The organism is Actinoallomurus sp. NPDC052308, from assembly GCF_040679195.1.
GTDB lineage: Bacteria > Actinomycetota > Actinomycetes > Streptosporangiales > Streptosporangiaceae > Actinoallomurus > Actinoallomurus liliacearum.
In genome coordinates this window covers 37,869-60,335 of sequence record NZ_JBFAUM010000038.1, presented here as the reverse complement: position 1 = coordinate 60,335, position 22,467 = coordinate 37,869, and the positions used below count along the sequence as shown (strand labels likewise).

Sequence of the window (22,467 nt, the reverse complement as noted above, 5' to 3'; positions counted from 1 at the left end):
TCGGCGCTTCCCTTTCAGTGTCGGGGGATCAGGCGGCGGGTGCGACGATGATGACCTTGCCGTGCAGCGCGCCCGTGGCGGCCTGGGCGTGGACTGCCGACAGCTCGGCCAGCGGCACACGCTGGGCGACGTCGACGCGCAGCTCGCCGGAGTCGATCAGCGCCACCAGCCGCGACAACTGGTCGGCGTCGCTGCGGACGAACAAGTCGATGCCACGTACGCCGCGCTGCTCGTCGGAGGGCGCGGGCATCCACACCGTCGTGTTCACCAGCACTCCGCCGGGACGGATCAGGGTAGGTAGTGCTGCCAGCTGCTCCGGGTCGATCGGAGCAAGGTTGAGCACGATGTCGACCGGCTCGCTCACCGCTGCGGTCACCTCGACGGTGGTGTGGTCGATGACCTCATCAGCGCCCGAGGACTTGACCTGCTCGCCGCTGCGCGGGCCGGCCGTGGCGATCACGTACGCGCCGGCGCGCTTGGCCAGCTGCACGGCGTAGCCTCCGACCGCTCCGCCCGCACCGTTGATCAGCACGCGCTGCCCGCTCGTGAGCTTGGCGTGGTCGAAAAGCGCCTGCCAGGCGGTGAGGCCCACTACTGGCAGCGCGGCGACATCGGGCAGCGGGATGCTCGTGGGCGCCGCCGTCAAAACCTCGGCCGGCGCGAGGACATACTCCGCGGCCGCACCGGTCCTCGCCATCGGCAGGAAACCGACGACCTCGTCGCCGACCTCGATGCCGTGCACGCCCTCGCCCAGCGCGTCGACCGTGCCGGAGACGTCGAGACCGGGAGTGTGCGGCAGCGTCACCGGGATGGGACCTTGCATGAAACCTCCGCGGATGTTGCCGTCGACCGAGTTGAACGAGGTCGCGGCGACCCGGATCCGCACCTGTCCAGCACCGGGGACGGGCTGCTCCACATCCTCGTAGCGCAGGACATCGGGGTCGCCGTACTCGTAGAAGCGCACTGCCTTCATTGCGGAGCTCACCTTCGATGAAGAGGATGTTGCTTCGAACTCGAAGCAACTGATGCCAACCATAGACCCGCTTCGAATTCGAAGCAAGTGCCGGTGTCCGTGCGGTGGGACGCAGCCCTCAGGGCAGAGTGATCGATATGGCGCCGCTGAGAGGCGACGGACGCTCGCCGGTGGCGAGGCGCCACCGGCTTCGGCGCCGGACGCAGGTCAACCGCAGGAACGCCGCTTCCACGGTCGACGGCTTCCGTGGAACGGCGCGCTCGGTGACCTTGAAGGACACTGCCGTCAACGAGCGCTGGGCATCAGCACGCCTGCGCACCCGGGCAATCGAAACGCGGGAGCAGGACCTGGTGCGGCTCGTGCAGCCTCACATTCGGGATCTCAGCACGTCGACCTCGCAGCCTGGCGAGGACGGGTCGAAGCCGTGCTCGACCAGCCAGCGGACCGCCAGCAGGCTTCGCAACGACCACCACGCGCGGATCACGTCGAGGTCGACGTCGGTGCCGTAGCCGGCGACGACGTCGCCAAGACGCTCCTCGTGTCCGAGCGTCAAGATGGCGAGATCGAACAGGGCATCGCCCTGGCCCGCCTCGGACCAGTCGATCACGCCGGTGATCTTGTCACCGTCGACGAACACATGGGCGACCTGCAGGTCGCCGTGCGTGAACACCGGTGTCCACGGCCGGAGCGCAGCCTCGGCGACCTGGCGGTTGCGTGTGACCATGTCGGTGGGAAGGACGCCGTTCGTGACGAGCCACTCGCATTCGCCGTCAAGGCGCGATGCCAACTCATCGAGGCTCCGACCTGGCCAGGGCGGCAACGGCGCGTCGTGCAGCATCCGTACGGCGGCACCCGCCGCGGCCCACGCCGCCGACGAGGCGGTCGACGGCTCGCCGAGGCGACCGAGCGCCCTCCCCGGAACCGCGGCGATCGCGAGCACAGGCGGCTTCCGCCACAGGACCTCCGGAGTCGGGATCGGCGCCATGGCCATCGCCTCGACCTCGACATCGGTGCGCGTCCGATCAGTGTCGATCTTCAGGAACACGTCACCGACGCGCAGGGTCGCGCGCTCTTGATGGGCGACGACGACCTCGATCTCTTCCACGTCGGCCATTCTCGCGGGGATGACCACCGACGTCACCGGGTTTATCGCGTGCGGCCGCACGGCTGACCGCACCCCGTCGCCCGGCGGCCTTGTGCACGCCACCGGCCGCTGACGGGTCGAACACCGTTCTCGGACCACAGCGGAACGCCCGGTCCGGCGCACTCGCCTGCGCGAACGGCGCGACGGTATGACCGGCGGTTTCGCGCGGGTGAGTGCTCCGTGTTGCTGTACTTCTGTGCTGTACAGCAATCGTCAGGTCAGGAGTATCTCACCAGCACATATTCGGACCATTCAGCGTTGCGGCGGCGTAGTTCCACTGCTTGCAGCCCAGCGGAGAACGCCTTCTCCAGGTCCGTGCAGGTTTGGTCGAGCAGTGCGCGAGCGGCGCTGTCTCCTCGCCGGGTTCGGTAGTCATCCCAGTCTTGCGGAACCGCCACGGTCGCCATCTCAGTGGCCACCTCAACGGGCGGCTTCCTCTGACCAGCGGTGAGATCCCACTCGGCGACGAGCCGGTGCGAAGGGTAACCGGTGTCACGTCCATGCAGTTCTGGCCCGAATATATTTGGTTCCATCGATCGCACCACCACTCCCAAGACGTTGAGATTGAAGTGCGCGTTTCGGGATCGCATCGGATCGAAGTACCACCGCATGAGTCGCAGGCCGAGCGCGCGGGCCTGGTCGGCCTGGGCGTACTTCAACCGCCGCCCGACGCCATGGCCCTGGAAGCGCCGCTGGACGGCGGCCACCTGCGAGTAATGGTAAAAGCCAACATCGGCCGCGTAGCCGCAGAAACCAAAGACGAACGCCGCGGGCTCGCCGTCCACCCAGGCGCCGATTGCCACCCCGCCATTGCGCCGTGCCGCCAGGAGCAACCGAGGCGTGAACACGGCATCAGCCGCATCCAGCCCGAACGCTTCCCGCCCGACCTCCATGAAGGCCGCTGCGTCCTCGGGAGCGGTGATCTGGCCGATCAGCAGACGGCTTGCTTCTGACTCATATCCCATAGGTCACCTTTCACTTGCCTTGAGTGTTAAGGCGAAACCAGGTGGGCCGCGTTCCCATCCAAGTATGACAATGGCTCGGCGCTGCCGGAGGTGTAGTGGCAATGGGTGACGACCGTCGGCGATTGCTCAACCGGGTGGCCGTGATAGCAGGTCTCGCCTGGCTCATCCTGATGTTGCTGTCACCGCTCATGCGGGCTGGACTCGACCACGGTCACGTCGACCTGGCCGGCATCTATCAGGCGCTTGCAGTCCTGATCTCCGTGCTGGCCTTGGCCGGGGTCGTGGTGCAGCTCGGACTTCAGCGGCGGGAGATGCAGGCGAGCAGGATCGAGGCGCACAAGACGCGGCACCAAGAGCTGCGGCTACTGGCGATGCAGGATCCTGTGTACATGGCCTGCTGGGGCACTTTCGAGATGGGGAAGGCGGCCACTTTCGAAGAGAAGCGGCAGTTCCAGTACCTGAACCTACTCTTCCTGTCCTGGTTAACCAGCCAACGAGTCGGCCTCCCCACATGGGACCTACGTGTCGTCCTCCCCGGAGTGTTCGCAGGCGCCGCCGGTCGTAACTACTGGCGCTTCTGCCGCGAGGTGTGGTCCAAGACCTACACATCCCCAAGCGAGAGGGCACTCTACGACCTCATCGAGGCGGAATACCACAAAGCCATCCAGCTCGGCGATCCCAAACCGACCAGCGAACTCCTGCAAACCCTACGCGGCACCCACCCGGCTAATACGTCGTCCGCGGCGCTGGATCCACCGGCTTGTAGTACGGCCGCAGCACCCGCACCCGGTCCTTGAGTGCCGTCAGCGAGTTCGCCCGGCCGATCCGCTCGGCGATGACCGTGGCCGGCATGTCCGGCGCGCTCACTGGCGTGGGGGCTCCGGTCGACGCGCGGCCGATCACCACGACCGGGGTACTGACCGGCCAAGCCGTGGCCGGCTACATCGCCCGGAAGACGAAGAGGGCGTCTCCCCGGGGGAGACGCCCTCTTCGCAGACGAGCCGCCTGTTGGAGCGCGTCACCAGACCCTGCACCGTTAAGACGTGACGACCTTCCCCGGCAGCAGGCCGGACAGTGTGATCGCTCCATCGGCCCCCGTTGCGCGCACGTACGTCTTGCCGTCGGTACCGGTGGAGAAGGTGCCCGATCCGCCGTAGAACACCACCGCGTAGTAGCCCGATCCGTAGGCCTTGACCTTCTTGCTGAACTTCCCGCGCTTGTCGGTCTTGGCCCAGGCCAGGTGGTACCAGGTCTTCTTGCCCTTGAACCGGAAGATGACCTCCACCTTCCGGCCCGCGTAGCCGGTTCGCTTCGTCATCGAGACCGCTCGGCTGAGCGTTCCGCTCACCGTGACCTGGTGGTTCTTACGGACGCTGTGCGGCGACACCTTGAACTTGTCAAACCGGGTGTTCCAGCGCCACAGCTTGACGGCCGAACTGACCGCGGGCGTGTAGTCGGCGTTCCCGGCGAAGGACGCCCGGTAGTAACCAGAGCGGCCGGTGAAGAATGAGGTGGCGAAGATGCCGTCGGACGACTGGAACCTGGTCGTGGCAACGGTCCGCCACGAGCCGTTGCCCGTCGAGTACTGGATGGCGACCGGCTGGTTCGCCACCGACGTGGTGCCGCGGCCGAGGTCGGTCTCGCCCCGGAACGCGACAGTGCCATCCGCGTCCAGGGACGCCTGGATGTCCCAGAACCTCGGCTTCTGCCGGACCGTGATCGTTGGGGTGTACGCGTCGACGAGCCGGTACAGCACACCGTGCGCGCGGGCCCAGATGGCACCCGTGCAGAGCATGTTCACCTTGGTGGCGAACTCTCCCGTGGCATCGGTCGTGACGCTGCCCAGCGACCCGCCGCAGCCGGACAGGTCGACGGCGACACCGGCGGCCGGCGCCGAGCCGGCGTCGGTCTGCCGCTGTACCGTGCCGGTGAGCCCGACCGGGGTGCCCTGGTCGTCCTTGGTACGGTCCGCGGTCAGCGTCATGCTGAGCTGCGGCCGGTTCAATGCCACGGAGACCCAAGTCGAGGCCGCGGCATGCTCGCTGGTGTACGGAGTCGAGGCCTCGACCTCGACCCGATCCGGAGAATTCGGATCGGTCTCCTGCTCCGTCGGGCTGAACGTCGCGGTGAAGTGTCCGGTCGCGTCGGTGGTGACATCCGCGATCGTGGCCTCGTTGTGCTGAATCCACAGGTGGACGCCCAGGCCCACCACGGGGGTGTCGTCAGTGGGCGAGGTGACCTGCCCGGACAGCACGGCGGTCGGGTGATCGGGGTCCAGGACCGCCGGATCAGCCGAAAAGGTGATTTTCGGCGAGAGAATCGGGTCCGCGTTGGCGGGCACTGCGGTCAGCCCGATAAACAGGCCGAACACGCCCACTCCGCCGACAAGGCGTCGCAGCATGGGGGATTCCAAGGGGTAAGAGAATGCTTCGGGGCGGAAAGAGGAAGATCGCCCGCATGCTATCGCTTTTTGATCATCTGCCGGCTTCGATTTTCCGACCGAGTCGTTATGGTGCCTCGACGACAACGTCGCGTTCGCCGTGACAGTTGATGCCCACGGCGACGTAGATCGGCCGATTGGTGACCTGACCGTCCCGGATCTTCACATCCAGGGCCTCGATGAGCGCGACCGGGTAGACCTCGTCATAGGCATGAGCGGATGATTCGTGCGGCCGCGACTCCGACGCGGTGCTACACCCTCGGCGAACCGCCTTCCGAAAACCCTGTCGGGCGGACTCGACTGTTCGCATGCGACTCGGAGGACTTCTCCTGGGAGCGTCGTCCGGGCGGCCCGTGGTCAGCGATGCGCCGCACGCCACCGCTGAGTGGCGACCCCCTCCAGGACGACGTTGACCACTTGCTCGGCCAGGGCCGGCGTGATCGGCAGGTGGCCGAACAACGCCCGGTAGTAGGTCGTGGCGCCGAGCATGTCCAGCAGCAGGTCGAGGTCCGCGTCCGCGCGGATCTCACCGCGCTCGACGCCGCGCCGCAGCGCCGCCGCTGTCGTCGCGCGGCGGGGATGGAACAGCCGCTCGAAAAACGAGGTGGCCAAGGCGGGATCGTCCTGGAGGTCGGCGACCAGGCCCGGCAGTGCGCGGCGCAGGACGGTGTCGCCCGCGAACGCCTTCGTCAGCGTCCCGATGCCCTCGACCAGATCGCAGTGCGTGCATCCGGTGTCGGGTGTCGGTTCTGTTCCGAGTGTGGTGGCGAGGGCGTCCACGACCAGATGCTGGCGGGTGTGCCAGCGGCGGTGGATGGCCGGCTTGGTGGTCCCCGCTCGGGCGGCGATCCTCTCCATGGTGAGGCCGGAGTAGCCCGACTCCTTGAGCGTGCCCAGCACGGCGTCCCGTACGGCGTCGTCAATGCGCGTGTCACGCGGACGCCCCGCTCCCCGGCTCCGCGCTGAGCCCCGACCGGGCTCTCCCTCGACGGAACGGGGTTGGCGGGTCGAGGCTCTCTCGCCCGGGGAGTTGACCATGCGGCCAGTATAGGGACAGAGTTATTACGTTACGTTCCGAACCATAATATTTCTTCCTAGGAGGTCGTTCGTGTCTATGCAGGTTGGGGAGGGATGCGGGCAGGTCGCGGTCTCGCGCGGAGTCTTCTCCGCCCCGTACCGGGGACTCACGGTCGGTGTCGTCCTCGCCGTCGGGCTGGTGGCGTTCGAGTCCCTGGGCGTGGCCACGGTGCTGCCGGAGATCGCGCACCGGCTGCATGGTCTGCACGCCTACGGTTGGGGCCTGTCCGCGCTGATGCTCGCCCAGATCGTCGGCGCCGTCGCCGCCGGAGGCGCCGCCGACCGGCACGGCCCGGCACGCCCGCTGGCATGGGGCCTGCTGGCCTTCGCCGCGGGCTGCGCGCTGGGTGGGGCGGCGCAGAGCTGGCCGGTCTTCCTCGCCGGACGCTTCACGCAGGGGCTCGGCGTCGGCGTCGTCATGGGGATGGCGTACGCGCTGATCGGGTCGGCCTACCCGCAGGCCCTGCGCGCCCGGATGTTCGCCCTGCTCTCATCCGCGTGGACCGTTCCGTCCCTGATCGGACCGACCCTGGCGGCCGAGATCGCGGCGGGGGCGGGCTGGCGCGGCGTCTTCATGCTGCTCCTGCCGCTGATCGCCGTGGCTGCCGTGCTGACCGTGCCGTCCGCGCGCCGCACCGGCCGTACCGCCGCTCAGGACACCGCGGACGAGACGGACGGTGGGCACGCGCCTGGCGGGCGGGGCGCGTGGGAGGCGGTCGTATCCAGCGTGCTGCTCGCCGCCGGGACCGGACTCCTGGTGCAGGCTCCCACGCTGGAGGACACCGCGCTCCTCACCGTTCTCGCCATCGCCGGGCTGGCCGTCGCGGTCACGGCACTGCGCCGGGTCACACCGGCCGGAACCCTCACCGCACGGCGCGGTGTCGGTGCGGGCGTCGCCACACGCTTCCTGCTGTGCGCGGTCTACTTCGGCAGCGAGGCGTTCCTGCCGCTGGGCCTGACCGACCTGCGCGGCGTGACCGCGACCGAGGCCGGGCTCGCCCTCTCTGCGGGCGCGCTGACCTGGGTCCTGGGCTCGGCACTGCAGGCCCGTCGGGACGGAGCCGGCGCGCCGGCCGGACGCGCACGCGGGCGGACGGGGGCCGTGGCCACCGGATGGGCACTACTGCTGGCGGGCGAAGTCATCATGGCGGCCGGAGTCCTCGCTGAGAGCATCCCACCCGGGATCGCCATCGCGGGCTGGGCCGTCGGCGGCGTCGGCATGGGGGTCGCGTTCAACGCCGCCACCACCGACACGATGGAACGGGCCGGCAAACGGATCGGCGAGGTCAGCGGAGCCCTCCAGCTCGCCCAGACGCTCGCAACCGCACTGATCAGTGGACTGGGCGGTGCCGCGATCGCGCGCGGCGAGACCCGGTCCGCGCTGCTGGCAACGTTCGCTCTCACGGCCACCCTCGCGGTGCTCGGCGTGCTCCTGACCCCACGGCTGCGCGAGCCCGCGGAATGATGACCGACCGAGTCCAATGAGGCGATGCCGCTGACGACCGACCCGTCACACGAATGGGACCGTCTTCCCCACCGGCGCTGCTGCCGACGGCTCGCTCGATCAGCGTACGCGTGGGCGACAGAAGCTCTCGCGGAGGAAGAATTTCGACGCCCGGCGCGTCCGCTCCGGCCGTACGACCGGGGACTGGCGTATGCGGCGGCACCGGTGCGGGCATGCGAGTCTTCAAACCCTTGTGCCAGGGACGGGCACGGGAGTCGACTCGGCGCCGACATGCTCGCGCAGTCACGTAATGCGCACCCGGCCGCCGACTCGGCACGAGCCCTGACCTTCGCCAAGGCCTTCGCGCTCGCCGACGGCAAATGAGACCGACAATGAACCAGAGCCAACGCGGGCGACTGCTGTACTTCCGTGCTGTACAGCAATCGCTCCTACTTGTGGAGATCGGCGGACAGGTGCCGGTGGGCGACCCCCGGTTTCCGCCATTGCCGTCAAGTGCGCTCAACTCTGGACTGCCCGCACCAGCCGGGGTAGAGGTTCGTGAGTCAACACAGTTCGCGTACGTTTTGATCATGGCTGTGCTGTCCCTGGGGTACCAGAGTGATCTGATGTTGCTGAGGCTGCAAGGGAGTCTCATCGATCGCCGCGACGGTTACTTGGTCGTCCGAACGCCGGCCAACCCGACCTATCACTGGGGGAACTTCGTCCTGCTGCCTGGGCCAGCAACGCCCGGGACGGTGCAGTCATGGGTGGATACCTTCCATCGCGAATTCCCCGATGCCAACCATGTCGCCCTGGGTGTCGACGGCGTGCGTGGCGATGCCGGGAACATGCGGGAACTGGCGGCAGCCGGACTGGATGTCGAACGCAGCACCGTGATGACCGCCGGGGCGCTGCAACTGCCGCCTCGCCCCAACCACGAAGCTGTCTTTCGCATTCTGGCCAGTGACGCTGATTGGCGTGCGGCTTTGGCGCTCAAGGAGGCCGTCAACACCGAACCGGATGTCGAAGGCTACCGGGTGTTCGCTCGGCGAAAGCTAGCGGCAATGCGACGGCTGCAAGAACTCGGCCATGGCGCGTGGTTCGGGGCGTTCAAGGACGGTCGGATGGTTTCCGGACTCGGCGTTTTCACCGATGGCTCCGGCATTGCCCGCTACCAAAGCGTCGACACGCACCCAGACCATCGGAACCAGGGCCTAGCCGGAACACTCGTCTACACTGCAGGTCGGCACGCTGTAGCGCATATGGCTGTCCGCATGCTGATCATGGTGGCTGATCCGACCTACGTCGCGATCCGGGTGTATCGCTCGGTCGGATTCACCGATACTGAGACACAGGCACAACTGCAGCCAAAACCGCTGCATAGATGAACGACAGCACCTACATCAGTAGCCGCTCAGCCGCCGTGATGGGTCACCTGCCGGTGGATTTGTGGGACCGGACGGGGCAAGGGCGCCCACGCCACAGCACCGCCTGCCGGGTCATCCACCTCAACCCCTGACCTCGGCCAGGACCGGCACCGCTGGCAGGATCGACGCGGTCGGGTACCGGCCGGCGAGGATCTCGTTACGGAGCGCTCTGGCGATCTCGCGGAAGCCGAGTTTGATCGGCATCTCGCCCGCCTCCTTTCTTAGGTCACCTAACTCTCCGCGAGCACCGGAAGGCGCAGGCGGCCGACAAGCTGCTTGCCGGTGACGAGTGGCGCGGTGAGAAGGACTGCCACGTGTTCACGACCGGCCTCGGTGAGCCGATCTATCCCGACACCGTGACCGCACTCCCCCGCAAGCTGATCAACGCCTACAACCACCCCAAGGAAGGGAGACCGCCGGCCGAACCGCTGCCGTACGCGCGGCTGCACGACCTTCGGCACATCCACGCGACGACGCTCCTCCTGGCGGGCGTCCCCGTCCATGTCGTCGCGGCCCGCCTCGGGCACGCCGACCCGGCGATCACGCTCCGGGTCTACGCGCACGTGGTCCGCTCGGCCGAGACGGCTGCGGCGGACGTGTTCGCCAAGGCGATCAAGGCGGCGTAGGACGCGCTGTTAGCAAACGCGTTAGCAAAAGGCCCCTTCCGATGATCGGAAGGGGCCTTTGACCTGGGAGCCGCCTGTCGGAATCGAACCGACGACCTATTCATTACGAGCTCCGGTAAGAACCGTTCGGCAACGTCCACTGAGGTACGCCCAGCCAGCTCAGACGGTATGTGGCGTACCTCGGCGGACGGGTACGGATCCCGGCTGACGCACCTCTGAATGAGACCACGTTTGAGACGGCTCTACGATCATCGCGGCAGAAGAGGGTGTTCGTGATTCCGGGTGTCGACCTGGTTTTCACCGCGGGTTCCAGCGCGAGAACGTCTCTTGTACGTCGTCGGGGGAGCAGGCGAGGGCGGCCCGGTCGGGTTCGGCCGCCGTGACGTTGGGGAGGTGGACGATGAGATCGTAGGCGTCGAGTGGGTTCAGGTCGACGTGGAAGGCGCCGAAACGTTGCCGGGCGGCGGCGCGGACGGCGTCGGCGTCAGCCGGTGACAGCCGCCGAAGGTCGGTCGCGAAGGGCCCGTCGTGACAGGCGGCCATGAGCGCGTCGAGAGTGCCGGGCTCCGGCGGCCCCATCTGCGTGAAGAGCGTGCCGGTGTAGAAGTCGGCCTCGGTGTTGAGGGTTTGGCCGGTTCCCGTGGTCGTACCGATGACGAGGTAGTCCTCGCCGAGCCGGTCGGCCAGGTGCATGCCCGCAGGTGTCGCCGCCTCCGGTGCCCCGGGCAGGGGGAAGGGCCAGCGCTGGATGTGGCCGTTGTGGGCGGCCAGTACGATTCGGTCTTCGCGGCGCAGGATCCACTCGAGGTTGTCCGCGATCGCGGCGCCGCGGTCGAACATCACCGTCGGCCGGTCGCCGCGGGCCATCGCGCGGGCGAGCGCGTCGATGGTGATCGTGAGGTGCAGCGAGCGCAGTGCCCGCTCGTACGCGCCGGCCGTGGTCCGCCGGGTGTACTCGAGACGGCGTCCGGTCATGCGCACGGTCAGTTCGGCCAGGCCCGCGGTCAGCGCGTCCTTGGCCTGGGCCACGAGCTGTGCATAGGCGCCGATGGCCGTGGGGATGGAGAACGCCGATGACGCGGCGAAGACGGCGGCCGTCTCCCGGATGCTCGGATCCACCTGGTACTCGGGATCGGCCTGCGCCAGGTAGTCGATGACGGCGTCCAGGCTCGGCAGCAGGGATGCGTTGGAGCCGGACAGGTCGGCGCCGTAGAAGCCGACCGGCCGTGCGGCGGTCCGGTTGTGGTGCCGCATCCACTCCAGGTGGGCGCGCATCTGGGTCCACAGTCCCATCAGCGAGGTCATGCCGTTCGCCAGGACCTGGCTGAGATCGTCCTCACCACCCCGTACCCACGCGTCGGTCCGCCATCCTTCGGCGAATCCCGACTCCATTGCGTACGCACCGAACCCGTGCCGCTCGACCAGGTAGCGCAGCAGGCGGTGGCGGAGTCGGTAAGTCTCGCCGTTGTAGTGCGCGCTCTCCCCGATCGCCACCACCCGCGCGTCGCCGATCGCCTCATCCAGCCACTCCAGATCGTCCAGCGGCCCGGACGGATCCAGCGTGCGCAGCGGCATCACCGCCTGGCCGCTCAGCCCGACCGTCGCCGTGGAGGTGCCCTCGGTCATTCGTACGCCTCCCTCGAATGTTCCCAATATTGGGAATGGTACCGAACGTGGGATAATTCGGCGGTGGACACGCTAGATCTGCTCCTGCACCCGGTACGGCTGCGCATCGTCTACGCCCTGTCCAGCGGTCGTGTGCGCTCCACCGCCGATCTGTGTGCGAGCCTGCCCGAGGTCCCGAAGACCACCCTGTACCGACATGTCGGCCTGCTGGCCGACGGTGGAGTGCTTGAGGTCGTCGGCGAGCAGCGCGTACGAGGCGCGGTGGAGCGTCGCTACCGCCTGCGTCGGGACCGGGCAATGATCGACGCGGAGGCGGGCGCCTCGATGTCACTGGACGACCACCGCCACGGGTTCGCCGCGGCCATGGCCGCCCTGCACGCGGAGTTCAACGCCTACCTCGACCGTCCCGGCGCCGACCCGTACGCCGACCTGGTGGGCTACCGCCAGGGCATCCTCTGGCTCAGCCAGGACGAGCTCACCGAGATGATCGGCGAGTTCCGCGCCGTCGTCGCTGCCCGGACGCACAACCGGCCGGAACCCGGCCGCAGCCCCCGCCTGATGAGCCTGATCCAATTCCCGATCGACGAATCACCGCACCCCACGACCGACCACCAGACGACCACCGCCCCTGAGCCCGACCCGCAGTGACACCCGGGGCCTGCCCCACAGCCCAGCCCCGGCCGACGGGCCCAAATGAAGCCCGAACACACCGGGTGGCCGACGCCGTCCGCCGCACACTCCCGTCGGCAAGAGCGCACGCTCAGGGCGAGCATGAGAGCGGTCGGCGGATCACTACCTCGGGGGCCTGGAGGAGTCCGGCGAGCGGGCCAACCACCACGATCGGCCCGGCAGGAGCACCGCCGTCGCCGACATCGCCGCCACGACGGCGACCGCATGGACGCGAGCACGGCCGGAACAGAGACCCGGCGACGTTCGTGGCGCGGCCCTGACGCCGGCCCTAGCAACGCCGGCGCATGTCGACCGCGCGGGGAGCGGTGTATGAGACCAAAAATGAAACAAAACGAGCCTGGGCGCCTCTCCCAAGGAGAGACGCCCAGGTCAACGCGAGAGCCGCCTGTCGGAATCGAACCGACGACCTATTCATTACGAGTTCCGGTACCAGTAGTTCGCCCACGTCCGGCGGGGTGTGCTGATCAGCCACGACGGCAAGTTGCGCACCCCGGCGGACAGACGCGCATCGCCGCTTACATCCGCCGAAATGAGACCACGTTCGAGACCACACTACCGTTCGTGTGCTCGTGATACGGCCTCGCACAGATTGATCCGGCACCCTGCCAGCGGAGGCCTGCCGCATCCATTTAGTAAGTGCACGCCAGACCGAATCAGCCTCGGCCTGGCGGGTGCGCCAGCGTGCGGTTGATCGAGCCGCAGGGCCGTCATGTGATCTCCCTGGACCGATCACTATAACGCAGATGTCCAGATCAACTAGCTACTAATACTACGACGAAGGCTTAGCTTAGAGTTGCCGTAACCCGATTCAGCCACATACGTACGGTTGCCCGGTCACCTTTCTTGAGCAAACGCATATGGGAAATCCTGTTCCTTATCGGCATGATGTCCTGGGCGAAGTGCTTCCACGCAATCGCATCCCACGACAGGCCCTTGAATCTCGATGATTGAACAACTTCGAGCAACTCTCCAAGGCTAAGCCATTCGGTGGGGTCACGTAGTTGGGAAACACTTACCGCCGTTACGTTCACGTCGTTCCGTGCTCGCTCAAGCACATTCTTGGCAATGGCTTCATTAAAGAGGTTTTTACGCCATCGTTGACCCGAATTCTCGATGGCAGCGTCGCGCAGCGCCTTCCGGATTATACGTTCTATCTGCCATAGGCCACCGAAGACGTCAGCGAGGTCAGCCTGTGGGCCTACAACGGAGGCTATGGCATCCGCGACGGCCGCCTTGAATTGCCAGAAGAGGACTGGCGAAGTAAATCGGAGCCCGTCGTCAACAACACGAGCAAGGCCGGCGCCGCGCATCGCCTCTGCCACACCGGGCTCGACTTCAGTGATGAAATGCGCATCGTGATTTGCCTCGAAGATCGCGAAGTCCAGGTCAGTCAGAACGTTGACGCCGAGCTCATCGAGAGATGCCCGCAGAAGGATGTCAACGTCGGGTTGATGACCAAGCCCAATCGACGGGAGCGCCGACGCTGGATTATCCCGTTCCTCTTCAAGACATTCGTGCGGTTCGAGCAGCGGAAGACAGTGCCAAGACGCATCGTCCAGTAGGCTACTGCCCGGGACCGGCGCGAACGATATCTTCGGTATCCGTGACACCATGCAAATCTCGGCATCGTCGTCTATAAGTTTGTTAACCTTAGCGCGGAGCCCTCCAAACGTGGCACCGCTCACTTTGCCGTCATGCGCGAACGCCTCCAAGCCATCCAAAATGATCGGGCCAGCAGGAATCTCGATGGGGCTTCCGCTTCTTGCGAAGTCCGCAGCGTTGAACACCGTCCCGCCCAGAGCAGTCAACAGCGGGTTCCGCAGAACCTCGAACGCCGCACCGCATTGGATAAAAACTAGTTTGAAGCGCTTCAGCCGCGTCTTGATGTCGGCAGCGCGACTCTGAGCATCGGACATAATGAGGTCGGTCATAGCAGTTGCAGCACCGGCGTTAGCTCATAGGAATTGTCGACCTCCTGCACGAGCCCAAGGCTGATCAGATGACCGAGCGCTAGGGGAACGTCCTCAGCGACGAAGGCGAATGACTCAGGCTCGTCCATAAGGACCTCTAGCAAGAAAGATTCATCCGGATAGTATCTCTTGACATGATCGAGCATCTCGCGCATGTTCCCGGCGACCCGCCGGCGCCAAGTGTTGATGACTCGCAGGACCAGCGGCTTCTTGATCTCTCGATGGAAGGTGTCTATAGGCAGCTCATTCACCACGGAGGATGCAAGGTGTCTATAGAGAAACGCATGTCCGCCGGTCGCTTCGAACAATGCATCCAGAGCTCCGTCATCGATGGTTATGCCCATCTTCTGCCCTACCGACCGCGCGAGATCGTCGGCCTCGTGACGTTCAAACGGAGCAAGGAAGTTCGCCTTAGCCCAGGAAAAGAGCGGATTCGGCCGACCATAAAGGCGGCCATTCTCGATTATGGCACTGGTAAGCCCCGACAATAGGAAAGTGAAGTTACCATTCTCCTGCACGACGCTGCGCAGAGCCCCAAGGAGTTGGGCAACCGAGGTCATGTCACCTTCACTGACATCGATCCGATCCGAAGGCGTCAGATATTCAATTTCATCAAGCATTAAAACGACTGTAATATCGCTTTCGGCGAGCTTGTGTAGTGTAGCTTGAAATGCCCGTTTGAACTCAGGTATGCCCGGATTAGCTGCGAGCTTGCGCAGATCGTCGGTCTCCAGCCGGCGCTGCCGAAGCTCACTCAGCAGGTCATCTGTCAGATCTTGAAGCAGGATCGGTACGGGATCGTCAGGCGGGGATGGCAAGCTTTCCAAGTCGCGCAAGATGAAGATCGTTTCTGGGCCAGCGAGGCTTTGCGCCAGCTCCGAGAGCACGCTCGTTTTCCCGGCTTTCCTGAGCCCGAACAGCCCAGCCACTCGCTGGTTGCCTATGTCATCACGAAGAGTCTGGAGGAGCCTACGCCTGCCAAAGAATCGGTCGCCCTGCACTGGCGTTGTCTCATAGAAGAGGTCTCGTGAAAACACGTAGTCGCGCAGAAGCTTGATGAAGGCAATCGGATCGCCCTCGTCGGAAAGAACCAGCGGAATAGCAAGGAAGTTACCTGACGACCAGTCGTCCAGCTTCTCACGGAGACGCACGTCAGGCGACCAGAGGAACATCATGTCGGGAGTCACCTCTCGTTGCAGCTCGACCAGAGCCTTCTTCGCTGCACGGAAGGTCCTGATCTGCAAGTCCTTATGCGGGCTATAGAAGAAAAATACCTCTCTTGTAAGTCCGAATGCATTCTCGATAGCGCCGCTGAATCGGACGAGAGCGAAGCCGCAGTCTTCGAACTTGGACACCCGGCCTGCCGCTGAATAAACGAACTGCGATCCGAGGCGTCCGAGGATCGCTTGATGGTCCTCGACTACGGGAAATTCCCGCTTGAGCCGCTGCAAGTTCCGCAAGGTGTCGGGATGCGTCGACGGCTTGACGGCTCCGGCGTTCCAGGTCGACTGGCGCGGGGTAGTGGATCCGGCTTCGGTCGCAGCATCGTATTGGCCGAATGACTCCTTAACACGTGTGGCGGTCGCGCTGTCGACGAGGCTGGCGGCACTCTGTGCCGGCACACCGAGCTCGGCCAGACGTACCAGGACGCTCTGGGATGAGACGTTCAGCGACTTTGCCAGCTCATAGACACGAAGCCGCAAGCTTCACCGCCCCCTTGCAGTGCTTTGGCTCACACCAGGATAGGGGGTGTCATCAGTACGCTGAAGTGGTCGACACAGCCGTAGTTCTCGACTGCAGGGTTTGGTCCGTCGTGACAACCGGTCTACATCCTGCCCATCAGCTCTCCGACAAGCACAGAGCTGTGCTAGCCGTGGCTCTCAGCACCGCATGCGTCGGTGCTGCCCGACCGGAACGCCGACAGGCGGTGCGACGCCGAGGCGGCGAGCCTGTGATGGTCATCGTGATCGCCTCGCCCTCGTCCTCGCCGTCACGGCGCTCGCACTCATTGGCCTCGGGATCGTCGGTACTCATCGCGAGGCTCCCCGGGCCTGACTGGACTCCGCCGGCCGTACGCCGCTCGCGGCCTTCGCTCGCTCCGTCCTCGGCGTACACGTCCGCAAGCCGACAGCCGCGCATCGCCGCTTACACGCGTCGAAATGAGACCACGTTTGAGACGGCCCCCCACGGTCGGTAAGTCCGTAGCTCGCCCAATCGGCCCGAGCTTGTCCTCAAGCACCAGCAGGTCGACGGCGGCGTCATAACTGAGCACCTGCAGCAGTACCCCCAGCACCATGGGCACCTGCGCTGGCCGCTGCACGGTGATGCCTCGGCCCAGAAGCGCCACTCCGCCCGAGATCCCACCTCGTGTATTGCCAGCCGTGCCCGCGAGGCCGCTCACGCGATCGGGGCGGCCCCTTTTCCCTGCCCGTCCTCGCCCGGCAAGGCCGCAGGACCGGCAGAACCGAAAGCGATACTGCCGGTGAAGTCCCGGCCCTGGAGCACCGACCCGTGCACGGTTCCGCTGATCACGTTATGCGTCGACCCAGCTCCCGCAGCCTCGCCGATGGCGGCGGCACGCTCGTCCAGAATCTCGACCAGCAGCTGCAGCCGCGCCGCGAAATCCGGGTCGTCGAGGGCGACCTGGGCGATGGCGTCTTCGGAACGCCGTACCGTCAACCCGGTCTCGGCACCAGCTTGCGCCTCAAGTCGCAACCGTTCTAGCGCTCCGTCCGACCCCAGCCGCGCACTGATTAGCTCGTGCAAGGCATCCATGCCGTCATCCAGCACCCGGTCGACCTCGGCATCGGCCTTCCCCCCCACCTTCCGCAGCTTACGAATCAAGTAGCCGACGGCCGCGCCAGCCAGCAATTCTACGCCCGTCATCAAGGCTCACCCCGAATCCACCCGCTCGCTCTAGCCAGTGACCCGTCCAACCGTACGCCAACCGTTACTACTCGCGACACCCGCGTCGACCTCCACCTGGCGCAAGGCCAGATCCGGCCGCGGATTAGGTCACCGAGAGATTCGTATTCGCCGATACCGACGGCGTAGGGCTCTCACCCGACGAGGGGGCACGGTAGGCTACACATGGTGGATATGAGTCGCTGACACAGGTGATAAAAGTCAATGACCGAGCAACAAAATTCATTTAATCACAGAGTACACAATGATCAATCAGGCCTGGCGAACAGCGTCGTTCAGGCCGGTAAAATCTTCGGAGACATTCACTTTCATGCAGCCCTATCGGAATCACCTGATTATCCATACGAACCTGGCTATGAAGATGATATTGAGACTCCCGAGCCCGTCTATTTGACCGTCGAAGAGTTCGTCACGAAACGTTTCGTGCCGATGTATCGTCGCGTTCTTGGCGACGAATTTCGATGGTGTTCTCACTGGTGGGATCATGCTGAAGCGATCGCGATCCTCACGGGACTTTGGCACTCATGGGAGACGATGCGGCTACAGCCGGGGACTGGGATGGTCACCTGGTACAGGGATTTCTTGTATCCGCTGCTACCAATCATGATGGGGCCAAACGGGCCATTTGCGATGTGCAGCGAATACGAGCACCGTCCGGTTGACGAGGCCCTTTGTATCCCTGCACCCGACGGCTACTGGGATATACCTGACCGATCCAGCGAATCCGTGACCGACGGACAGGATTAGCGATATTCCTCAATAGTGGCCGCACACCCGGACCGCAGGCAAGCTCCGATCCGAGCAGCGAGATCTTCCGAAGCAGGCACGTGGGACAGAATGTCGGTTATGAGTGCACGGTTCTCGGTAGACTCAATTGGCGACACCAGTCGGCCAACGACTTACGCGACCTTGTTAGCCACGGGGACGTCATAGGTAGCGAAGATCGATGTCCGCAGCGGTCGTCTTGGCCTCGACCTGCTCGAAGGGCCTGCGTTTGTCGGGTTTGGCTAACACAGGTCAGTTGAGATCGCGCCAGCCCCATGCTGGGGCCGGGCTCCCGTCTACTTCCCGTCCAAAAGGAAGGCGTTGCGTCTGTACGAGACTGTCTCGTCGTCCGCGAGACGACTTATCAGCCGTGTCGCGAGCAGCCAGAGTCAAGGCTGCTTCGCAGGCGCCGGCATCACGAAGGGTGTCTAGAAGAACCCTTACTGCACGCGGGTTTGAGCAATCGGCGTGTTTGGCGGGGTCGCGGGATAGCAGAGTTGCTACTGCCTCGTCGGTACCGCTTTGGCGGAGTGCATCCAAGAGGACGGCGACGGCAAGCGGATCGGACAGATCAACTTGCGCGGCGGCGCGTCCAGCCAGGGTCACAATCGCATCCTTGGCATTTGTTTGGCGTAGTGCATCTATTAGGCGAGCGCTGGCGAGCGGATCACTGACGTCGGTATTCGTGGTTGCACGCGCGGTTAGCTCGGCAACCGCGCTTTCGTCACTTGCCTCGCACAGGGCGTCTAGCAGGGCTGCGACGGTGCGTGGGTCTCTGCAATCGGTGTGTTTGGCGGGGTCGCGGGATAGCAGAGTTGCTACTGCCTCGTCGGTACCGCTTTGGCGGAGTGCATCCAAGAGGATGGCGACGGCAAGCGGGTCGGACAGATCAGCTTGCGCGGCGGCGCGTCCAGCTAGACGTACAAGAGCATCGTGCGCGTTGATGCGACGCATGGCCTCAAGCAGGCCAGCGATATCACGTAGGTCGGCGGTATGGGTATGTACAGCGGCGCGTCGAGCCAACTCAGCAACGGCGTCTTCAGCTCCCGCCCGATGCAGTTCCAAAAGGAGAGTGATAAGCGCAGGTGACCTAGTGAAATCAGCCTGCGCGACCGCTCGGTTGACCAACGTAGCGACCGCGCATGTGGCATCTGCTTGGTGCAGGATGCGTAGCAGTGCGGTGAGGTCATCTGAGTTCTTGATGTCAGCGTGTGTTGCGACCCATTGCGTTACGTCGCGAAGATGGTCACGGTCGATGGTCTGAAGTAGATCGAGGAGAGGCCTTGCAGCCTGAGTATTGCCGCTGGCTATAGCCCGCTTGTAGAGGAGCGCCGCATGCCGGTGTAGAGCTCTGGCAGATGCTTGTTCCGCGAGTCCCATCAGGTCGGAGGGGTCAGCGTGGGCAACCAGCGCGTCCCAGAGGGTAGGTGGTCGGACATTGTGGGCGCGAGTACGGCGGCCGATCTGTTCCAAGTAGTCCGCTAGCCGATATCTCGGCTGATCCGAGGTCTGAGGCCGCACCGGGTCTTCCGCCGTGCCGTCATCATCTGATCGCGGTCCAGTCCGGGAGCGGACGCGGGTGAGGGGGCCACGGACTCCGTAGCAGGGCTGCGAGGTGTAGTGCAGGGCCTGCTCTAGCCAGTCGTCCCCAGCGGCCTCCCATTCGTGATCGCTTAGGTAGCCCGGTGCAGCGGATTCAAGCAAGGCAAGAGGGAGAGAAGGACCGCAGCCGAGATCGCGGGCGTCCATCGCTGCGTGGATCAGTGCTTTGGTAACAGGTGGGGCCGTCTGGTACCGCTCCAGCAAGGCTGGCACACCAGCTAGGAATTGCGTAACCCGGCCATCTTCAGCGTGGCTTAGCGCTTCCGCGAGTCTCGGGTCTACCTGCGCATTCCTCGCCAAGGCGGTTAGTTCTGGTCCATTAAACGCCTCCGGCACCTCGATACCGGTGCCTGCAACCAGCATCCGCGCCTGTGCGTGAGGGTCTCGTTCAGCATCCAGTCGTGGAGGAACGATCAGCCGTTGCCAGTACTGCGGCCAGATCGTGGCCAGTGCCAGCACGGGCTGGCGTTTAGGGTCGCGAAGCAGGTCGCGTAGCCCCGCGGCCACCCGCTCCCCCACTGCCGGGTCGGCGGTCAGCAGGTAGAACTGGGCCTCGTTGAGCCACACCACCGTATGCGGGGCGACCCGGGAAAGTTCGTCAAGTGCAGCTTCGGGCCGCTCGGGACTGATCGGATGCCACAGGCGCCATCCCTGCGGCAAACCTTGGATCGCCTCCCAGCAGGCCCGTGTCTTGCCGGTCGACGATCCACCGATCAGCGTGGCAACCGTGCTCTGCCCGGAGGCGGCCCTCGACACGATCTCGGCCAACTGCTCGTCATGCGCACGCGGGATATAGGGCGGAAGCGTTGGTACGGCATCCGCTGCCACTCTTGCAGCAACATCGATCGGCCGGTGCACCTCCAACGCGAACGGATCCGCTAACTGTACGATCAGGGTGCCAATGGGCGCCTCGTCCTGACACGAAGCAGCATCGCCAATCACGAGATCACCGTGCAGCGTATGCAGCTGGACCACATTCCGAGCGGTTCCACCGGACTGGTTCGTCACCGACCTCGGTGGCGTCAATACGCTCGGTTGATCCCCGGCGTCAGAGATACGGATCGGCGCGTATACCGGGCGGCCCGATATCTCCTTCTGCGGCTTGAGTGTCCAGCCATCAGGCGCGAGGAAATGATTTAGGTCCGCGACGACCTTGGATGCTCGATCTGCATCAGGTTGCACGATCGGGTGCACTACCTGAGCAAGAAAATCGAGTACTATCTCATCAGGACCGCTCGCGAGTTTGAATCGTGGATCGTGGAATACCCAGTCGTCATCCCAGTCTTCATTGTATACGCGGTGCTGAACGATGTCGCGATGTGCCGTCGTATAACGAGGATCGGTCGAAGGCAGGGCGTCCAAGTCATAGACGCGGGTCAGGAAGGCGACGTCTCCTAGCCGCCCCCACCACGGGCCACCTTCGGTCTGCAGGTAGTCGAAGATGTCCCGGCGGGTGACACGGCTAACCCGCTGCACCCGGCCCGGATCCCCCTCAAACGGGCCGTTCTGAGCTTCTGCCACAAAGTGAGCCTAGCTCCAAACCCCTGCGAGAGTGACTACCCTGCCCGCCAGAGTCGACCGGTCAGCCGCCGTCCTCCATGTCGAGTGCCGCTGATTCTTGCCCGAACGGCAGCACGGTCGGGGCGTCGAAGCCCCTGGGGCTGAGCAGAGACCTTCGCGAGGAAGCCACCGATTAGTGGGGGGTCGCCGTATCCGAGGGCGTGCGGCGAACTCGTGATCAAGCTGCGACGGTCAGCAACTCACCGCACGCTGGAAAGTTCATGAGTCTGGCACCCAGCAGAGCCAACCACCGATCGAAGGCCGAAACCGCACGGGATTTCTTCCTCGATTGACGCTTAACCCTCCAGGGCTGGGGCGCCGCTCATGCCTTGCTTGCCAAAACCGCGCCTCCCTCGGTTACTGCTCACGCCAATGATTGTGCTGACCGCCACACTGCCTCGAAGCTATGAGCGTACATACTGGCGACGTCGTCGTGGCTTGCGCGCCGTACGTGTAGGACGGGCGCGTTCGAGGCCGTGACGCCATAGGCATGCGGGTTGACGAGGAAGTCGTCGTCGGCACAATAGAGCGAGGCGTACAGAACCGTGCTGTGTAGGCGAATCTCAACACCGTCGACGTCTCGGAGCGGCTGGTACAGCACGATGCTGTTTCGGATCTTGGCCGCCAGCGCCTCGCCCACGCCTTCGTCGGCACCGCGATCGGCAACGTGCGGGCAGTTCGGATCACCGAGCAAGATCCGCACGGGGACGCCAGCGTGTGCTTTCTCCGCAAGGATACGGAGCATTCCTATGTCCTCAGCGAGGAAGAGGCCTGAGTAGACAAGGATGCCGATCTCCCGTTCGGCTTGGTTGAAGAGCCACTGCCATACGTTGCGAGGGACGGCCCAGCGGTGCGCATAGGAGGCTTCGATCTCAGCGCCGCCATGTTGTGACGATGGCGGCACAGGTACTTCAGTACGCCAAATCTTCGTCTGGTCGATGCCGAGGAGATCGGCGAGTTGAGAACGGTGACGCGGGTATGGACGTCGTCCGGCCAGCCAGCGTCGCACGGTCTTCACGTCCACGCCCAAGCGCGTGGCTACGTCCTGCTCAGTCAGGCCGGCCTCAGCGAAAGCACGCCTCAAGACATCGTTCATCGCGATCCTCCAAACCGCGCTGTTCGGGCCGACGCTAACACAAGACGTCCCTAGACGTCCCCTAGCTGCCCATGAGAGGTCCTCGCTCTCACGCGAGCCTGTGTGGACATGTGGCGGATCGATCCGGTCCGCCGCTC

General features: G+C 64.8%; 17 protein-coding genes and 3 pseudogenes. 6 read left to right on the top strand and 14 right to left on the bottom strand.

Annotation, left to right across the window (positions count from 1 at the left end; genetic code table 11):
- Positions 1 to 28: 28 nt before the first annotated feature.
- From AB0L00_RS42010 to AB0L00_RS42000, 3 genes are all read right to left on the bottom strand, one after another.
- Positions 29 to 973 carry an NADP-dependent oxidoreductase gene (locus AB0L00_RS42010; protein ID WP_364443314.1) on the bottom strand — a complete coding sequence of 315 codons (945 nt, stop codon included), beginning with the start codon at positions 971 to 973 and terminating at the stop codon, positions 29 to 31.
- A gap of 367 nt (positions 974 to 1,340) precedes the next feature.
- On the bottom strand, positions 1,341 to 2,087 hold the full coding sequence (locus tag AB0L00_RS42005; RefSeq protein ID WP_364443312.1) for an aminoglycoside phosphotransferase family protein: 747 nt from the start codon (positions 2,085 to 2,087) through the stop codon (positions 1,341 to 1,343).
- Positions 2,088 to 2,335: 248 nt separating this feature from the next.
- Positions 2,336 to 3,082, bottom strand: a complete 747-nt coding sequence (locus tag AB0L00_RS42000) for a GNAT family N-acetyltransferase (protein ID WP_364443311.1) — start codon at positions 3,080 to 3,082, stop codon at positions 2,336 to 2,338.
- Between the two features lie 101 nt (positions 3,083 to 3,183).
- Between AB0L00_RS42000 and AB0L00_RS41995 the strand changes: the two are divergent.
- Positions 3,184 to 3,762 (top strand): annotated as a pseudogene (locus AB0L00_RS41995) (DUF6082 family protein); the annotation flags it as partial.
- Between the two features lie 49 nt (positions 3,763 to 3,811).
- Here AB0L00_RS41995 and AB0L00_RS41990 read toward each other — a convergent pair.
- From AB0L00_RS41990 to AB0L00_RS41975, 4 genes and pseudogenes are all read right to left on the bottom strand, one after another.
- Positions 3,812 to 3,940 (bottom strand): annotated as a pseudogene (locus AB0L00_RS41990) (IS21 family transposase); the annotation flags it as partial.
- Positions 3,941 to 4,118: 178 nt separating this feature from the next.
- Complete coding sequence (locus AB0L00_RS41985) at positions 4,119 to 5,483, bottom strand: hypothetical protein (RefSeq protein ID WP_364443309.1); 1,365 nt, start codon at positions 5,481 to 5,483, stop codon at positions 4,119 to 4,121.
- Between the two features lie 124 nt (positions 5,484 to 5,607).
- A pseudogene (locus tag AB0L00_RS41980) lies at positions 5,608 to 5,727 on the bottom strand (transposase); the annotation flags it as partial.
- Positions 5,728 to 5,879: 152 nt separating this feature from the next.
- Positions 5,880 to 6,560 (bottom strand): TetR/AcrR family transcriptional regulator, encoded by a 681-nt coding sequence (locus AB0L00_RS41975; RefSeq protein ID WP_364443307.1) that lies wholly within the window; start codon positions 6,558 to 6,560, stop codon positions 5,880 to 5,882.
- A gap of 76 nt (positions 6,561 to 6,636) precedes the next feature.
- On the opposite strand from AB0L00_RS41975, the gene AB0L00_RS41970 reads away from it, so the two are divergent.
- Both AB0L00_RS41970 and AB0L00_RS41965 read left to right on the top strand, forming a co-directional pair.
- A complete protein-coding gene (locus AB0L00_RS41970) occupies positions 6,637 to 8,064 on the top strand; it encodes an MFS transporter (protein WP_364443335.1) in 1,428 nt (475 codons plus the stop codon).
- Between the two features lie 371 nt (positions 8,065 to 8,435).
- Positions 8,436 to 9,431, top strand: coding sequence for a GNAT family N-acetyltransferase (locus AB0L00_RS41965; protein WP_364443306.1), 996 nt, complete (start codon positions 8,436 to 8,438; stop codon positions 9,429 to 9,431).
- A gap of 120 nt (positions 9,432 to 9,551) precedes the next feature.
- Here AB0L00_RS41965 and AB0L00_RS41960 read toward each other — a convergent pair whose 3' ends face one another.
- Positions 9,552 to 9,674, bottom strand: a complete 123-nt coding sequence (locus AB0L00_RS41960) for a hypothetical protein (RefSeq protein ID WP_364443304.1) — start codon at positions 9,672 to 9,674, stop codon at positions 9,552 to 9,554.
- Positions 9,675 to 9,742: 68 nt separating this feature from the next.
- Between AB0L00_RS41960 and AB0L00_RS41955 the strand changes: the two genes are divergently transcribed.
- Positions 9,743 to 10,096, top strand: coding sequence for a tyrosine-type recombinase/integrase (locus AB0L00_RS41955; RefSeq protein ID WP_364443333.1), 354 nt, complete (start codon positions 9,743 to 9,745; stop codon positions 10,094 to 10,096).
- Positions 10,097 to 10,393: 297 nt separating this feature from the next.
- Here AB0L00_RS41955 and AB0L00_RS41950 read toward each other — a convergent pair whose 3' ends face one another.
- Positions 10,394 to 11,722, bottom strand: coding sequence for an erythromycin esterase family protein (locus AB0L00_RS41950; RefSeq protein WP_364443303.1), 1,329 nt, complete (start codon positions 11,720 to 11,722; stop codon positions 10,394 to 10,396).
- Positions 11,723 to 11,785: 63 nt separating this feature from the next.
- Here AB0L00_RS41950 and AB0L00_RS41945 point away from each other — a divergent pair, with 63 nt between their 5' ends.
- Entirely contained in the window at positions 11,786 to 12,370 is a 585-nt protein-coding gene (locus AB0L00_RS41945) for a helix-turn-helix domain-containing protein (protein ID WP_364443301.1), read from the top strand.
- 824 nt (positions 12,371 to 13,194) lie between these two features.
- On the opposite strand, the gene AB0L00_RS41940 is transcribed toward AB0L00_RS41945, so the two are convergent.
- The 3 genes from AB0L00_RS41940 to AB0L00_RS41930 form a co-directional block, all read right to left on the bottom strand.
- The gene (locus tag AB0L00_RS41940) at positions 13,195 to 14,343 is read right to left on the bottom strand and encodes a hypothetical protein (RefSeq protein ID WP_364443300.1); all 1,149 of its coding nucleotides are present in this window, start codon (positions 14,341 to 14,343) and stop codon (positions 13,195 to 13,197) included.
- Positions 14,340 to 16,085, bottom strand: coding sequence for a translation initiation factor IF-2 N-terminal domain-containing protein (locus AB0L00_RS41935; protein ID WP_364443298.1), 1,746 nt, complete (start codon positions 16,083 to 16,085; stop codon positions 14,340 to 14,342). Before AB0L00_RS41935 ends, AB0L00_RS41940 begins: the two co-directional genes overlap by 4 nt.
- A gap of 694 nt (positions 16,086 to 16,779) precedes the next feature.
- Positions 16,780 to 17,268 carry a hypothetical protein gene (locus AB0L00_RS41930; protein ID WP_364443296.1) on the bottom strand — a complete coding sequence of 163 codons (489 nt, stop codon included), beginning with the start codon at positions 17,266 to 17,268 and terminating at the stop codon, positions 16,780 to 16,782.
- Between the two features lie 243 nt (positions 17,269 to 17,511).
- On the opposite strand from AB0L00_RS41930, the gene AB0L00_RS41925 reads away from it, so the two are divergent.
- Entirely contained in the window at positions 17,512 to 18,054 is a 543-nt protein-coding gene (locus AB0L00_RS41925; RefSeq protein WP_364443295.1) for a DUF4913 domain-containing protein, read from the top strand.
- Between the two features lie 270 nt (positions 18,055 to 18,324).
- Here the strand turns inward: AB0L00_RS41925 and AB0L00_RS41920 are convergent, their stop codons facing one another.
- Both AB0L00_RS41920 and AB0L00_RS41915 read right to left on the bottom strand, forming a co-directional pair.
- Positions 18,325 to 21,195: a hypothetical protein gene (locus AB0L00_RS41920; RefSeq protein ID WP_364443294.1), complete on the bottom strand. Its 2,871-nt coding sequence runs from the start codon at positions 21,193 to 21,195 to the stop codon at positions 18,325 to 18,327.
- Positions 21,196 to 21,598: 403 nt separating this feature from the next.
- Positions 21,599 to 22,330: a helix-turn-helix domain-containing protein gene (locus AB0L00_RS41915; protein WP_364443293.1), complete on the bottom strand. Its 732-nt coding sequence runs from the start codon at positions 22,328 to 22,330 to the stop codon at positions 21,599 to 21,601.
- Positions 22,331 to 22,467 lie beyond the last annotated feature (137 nt).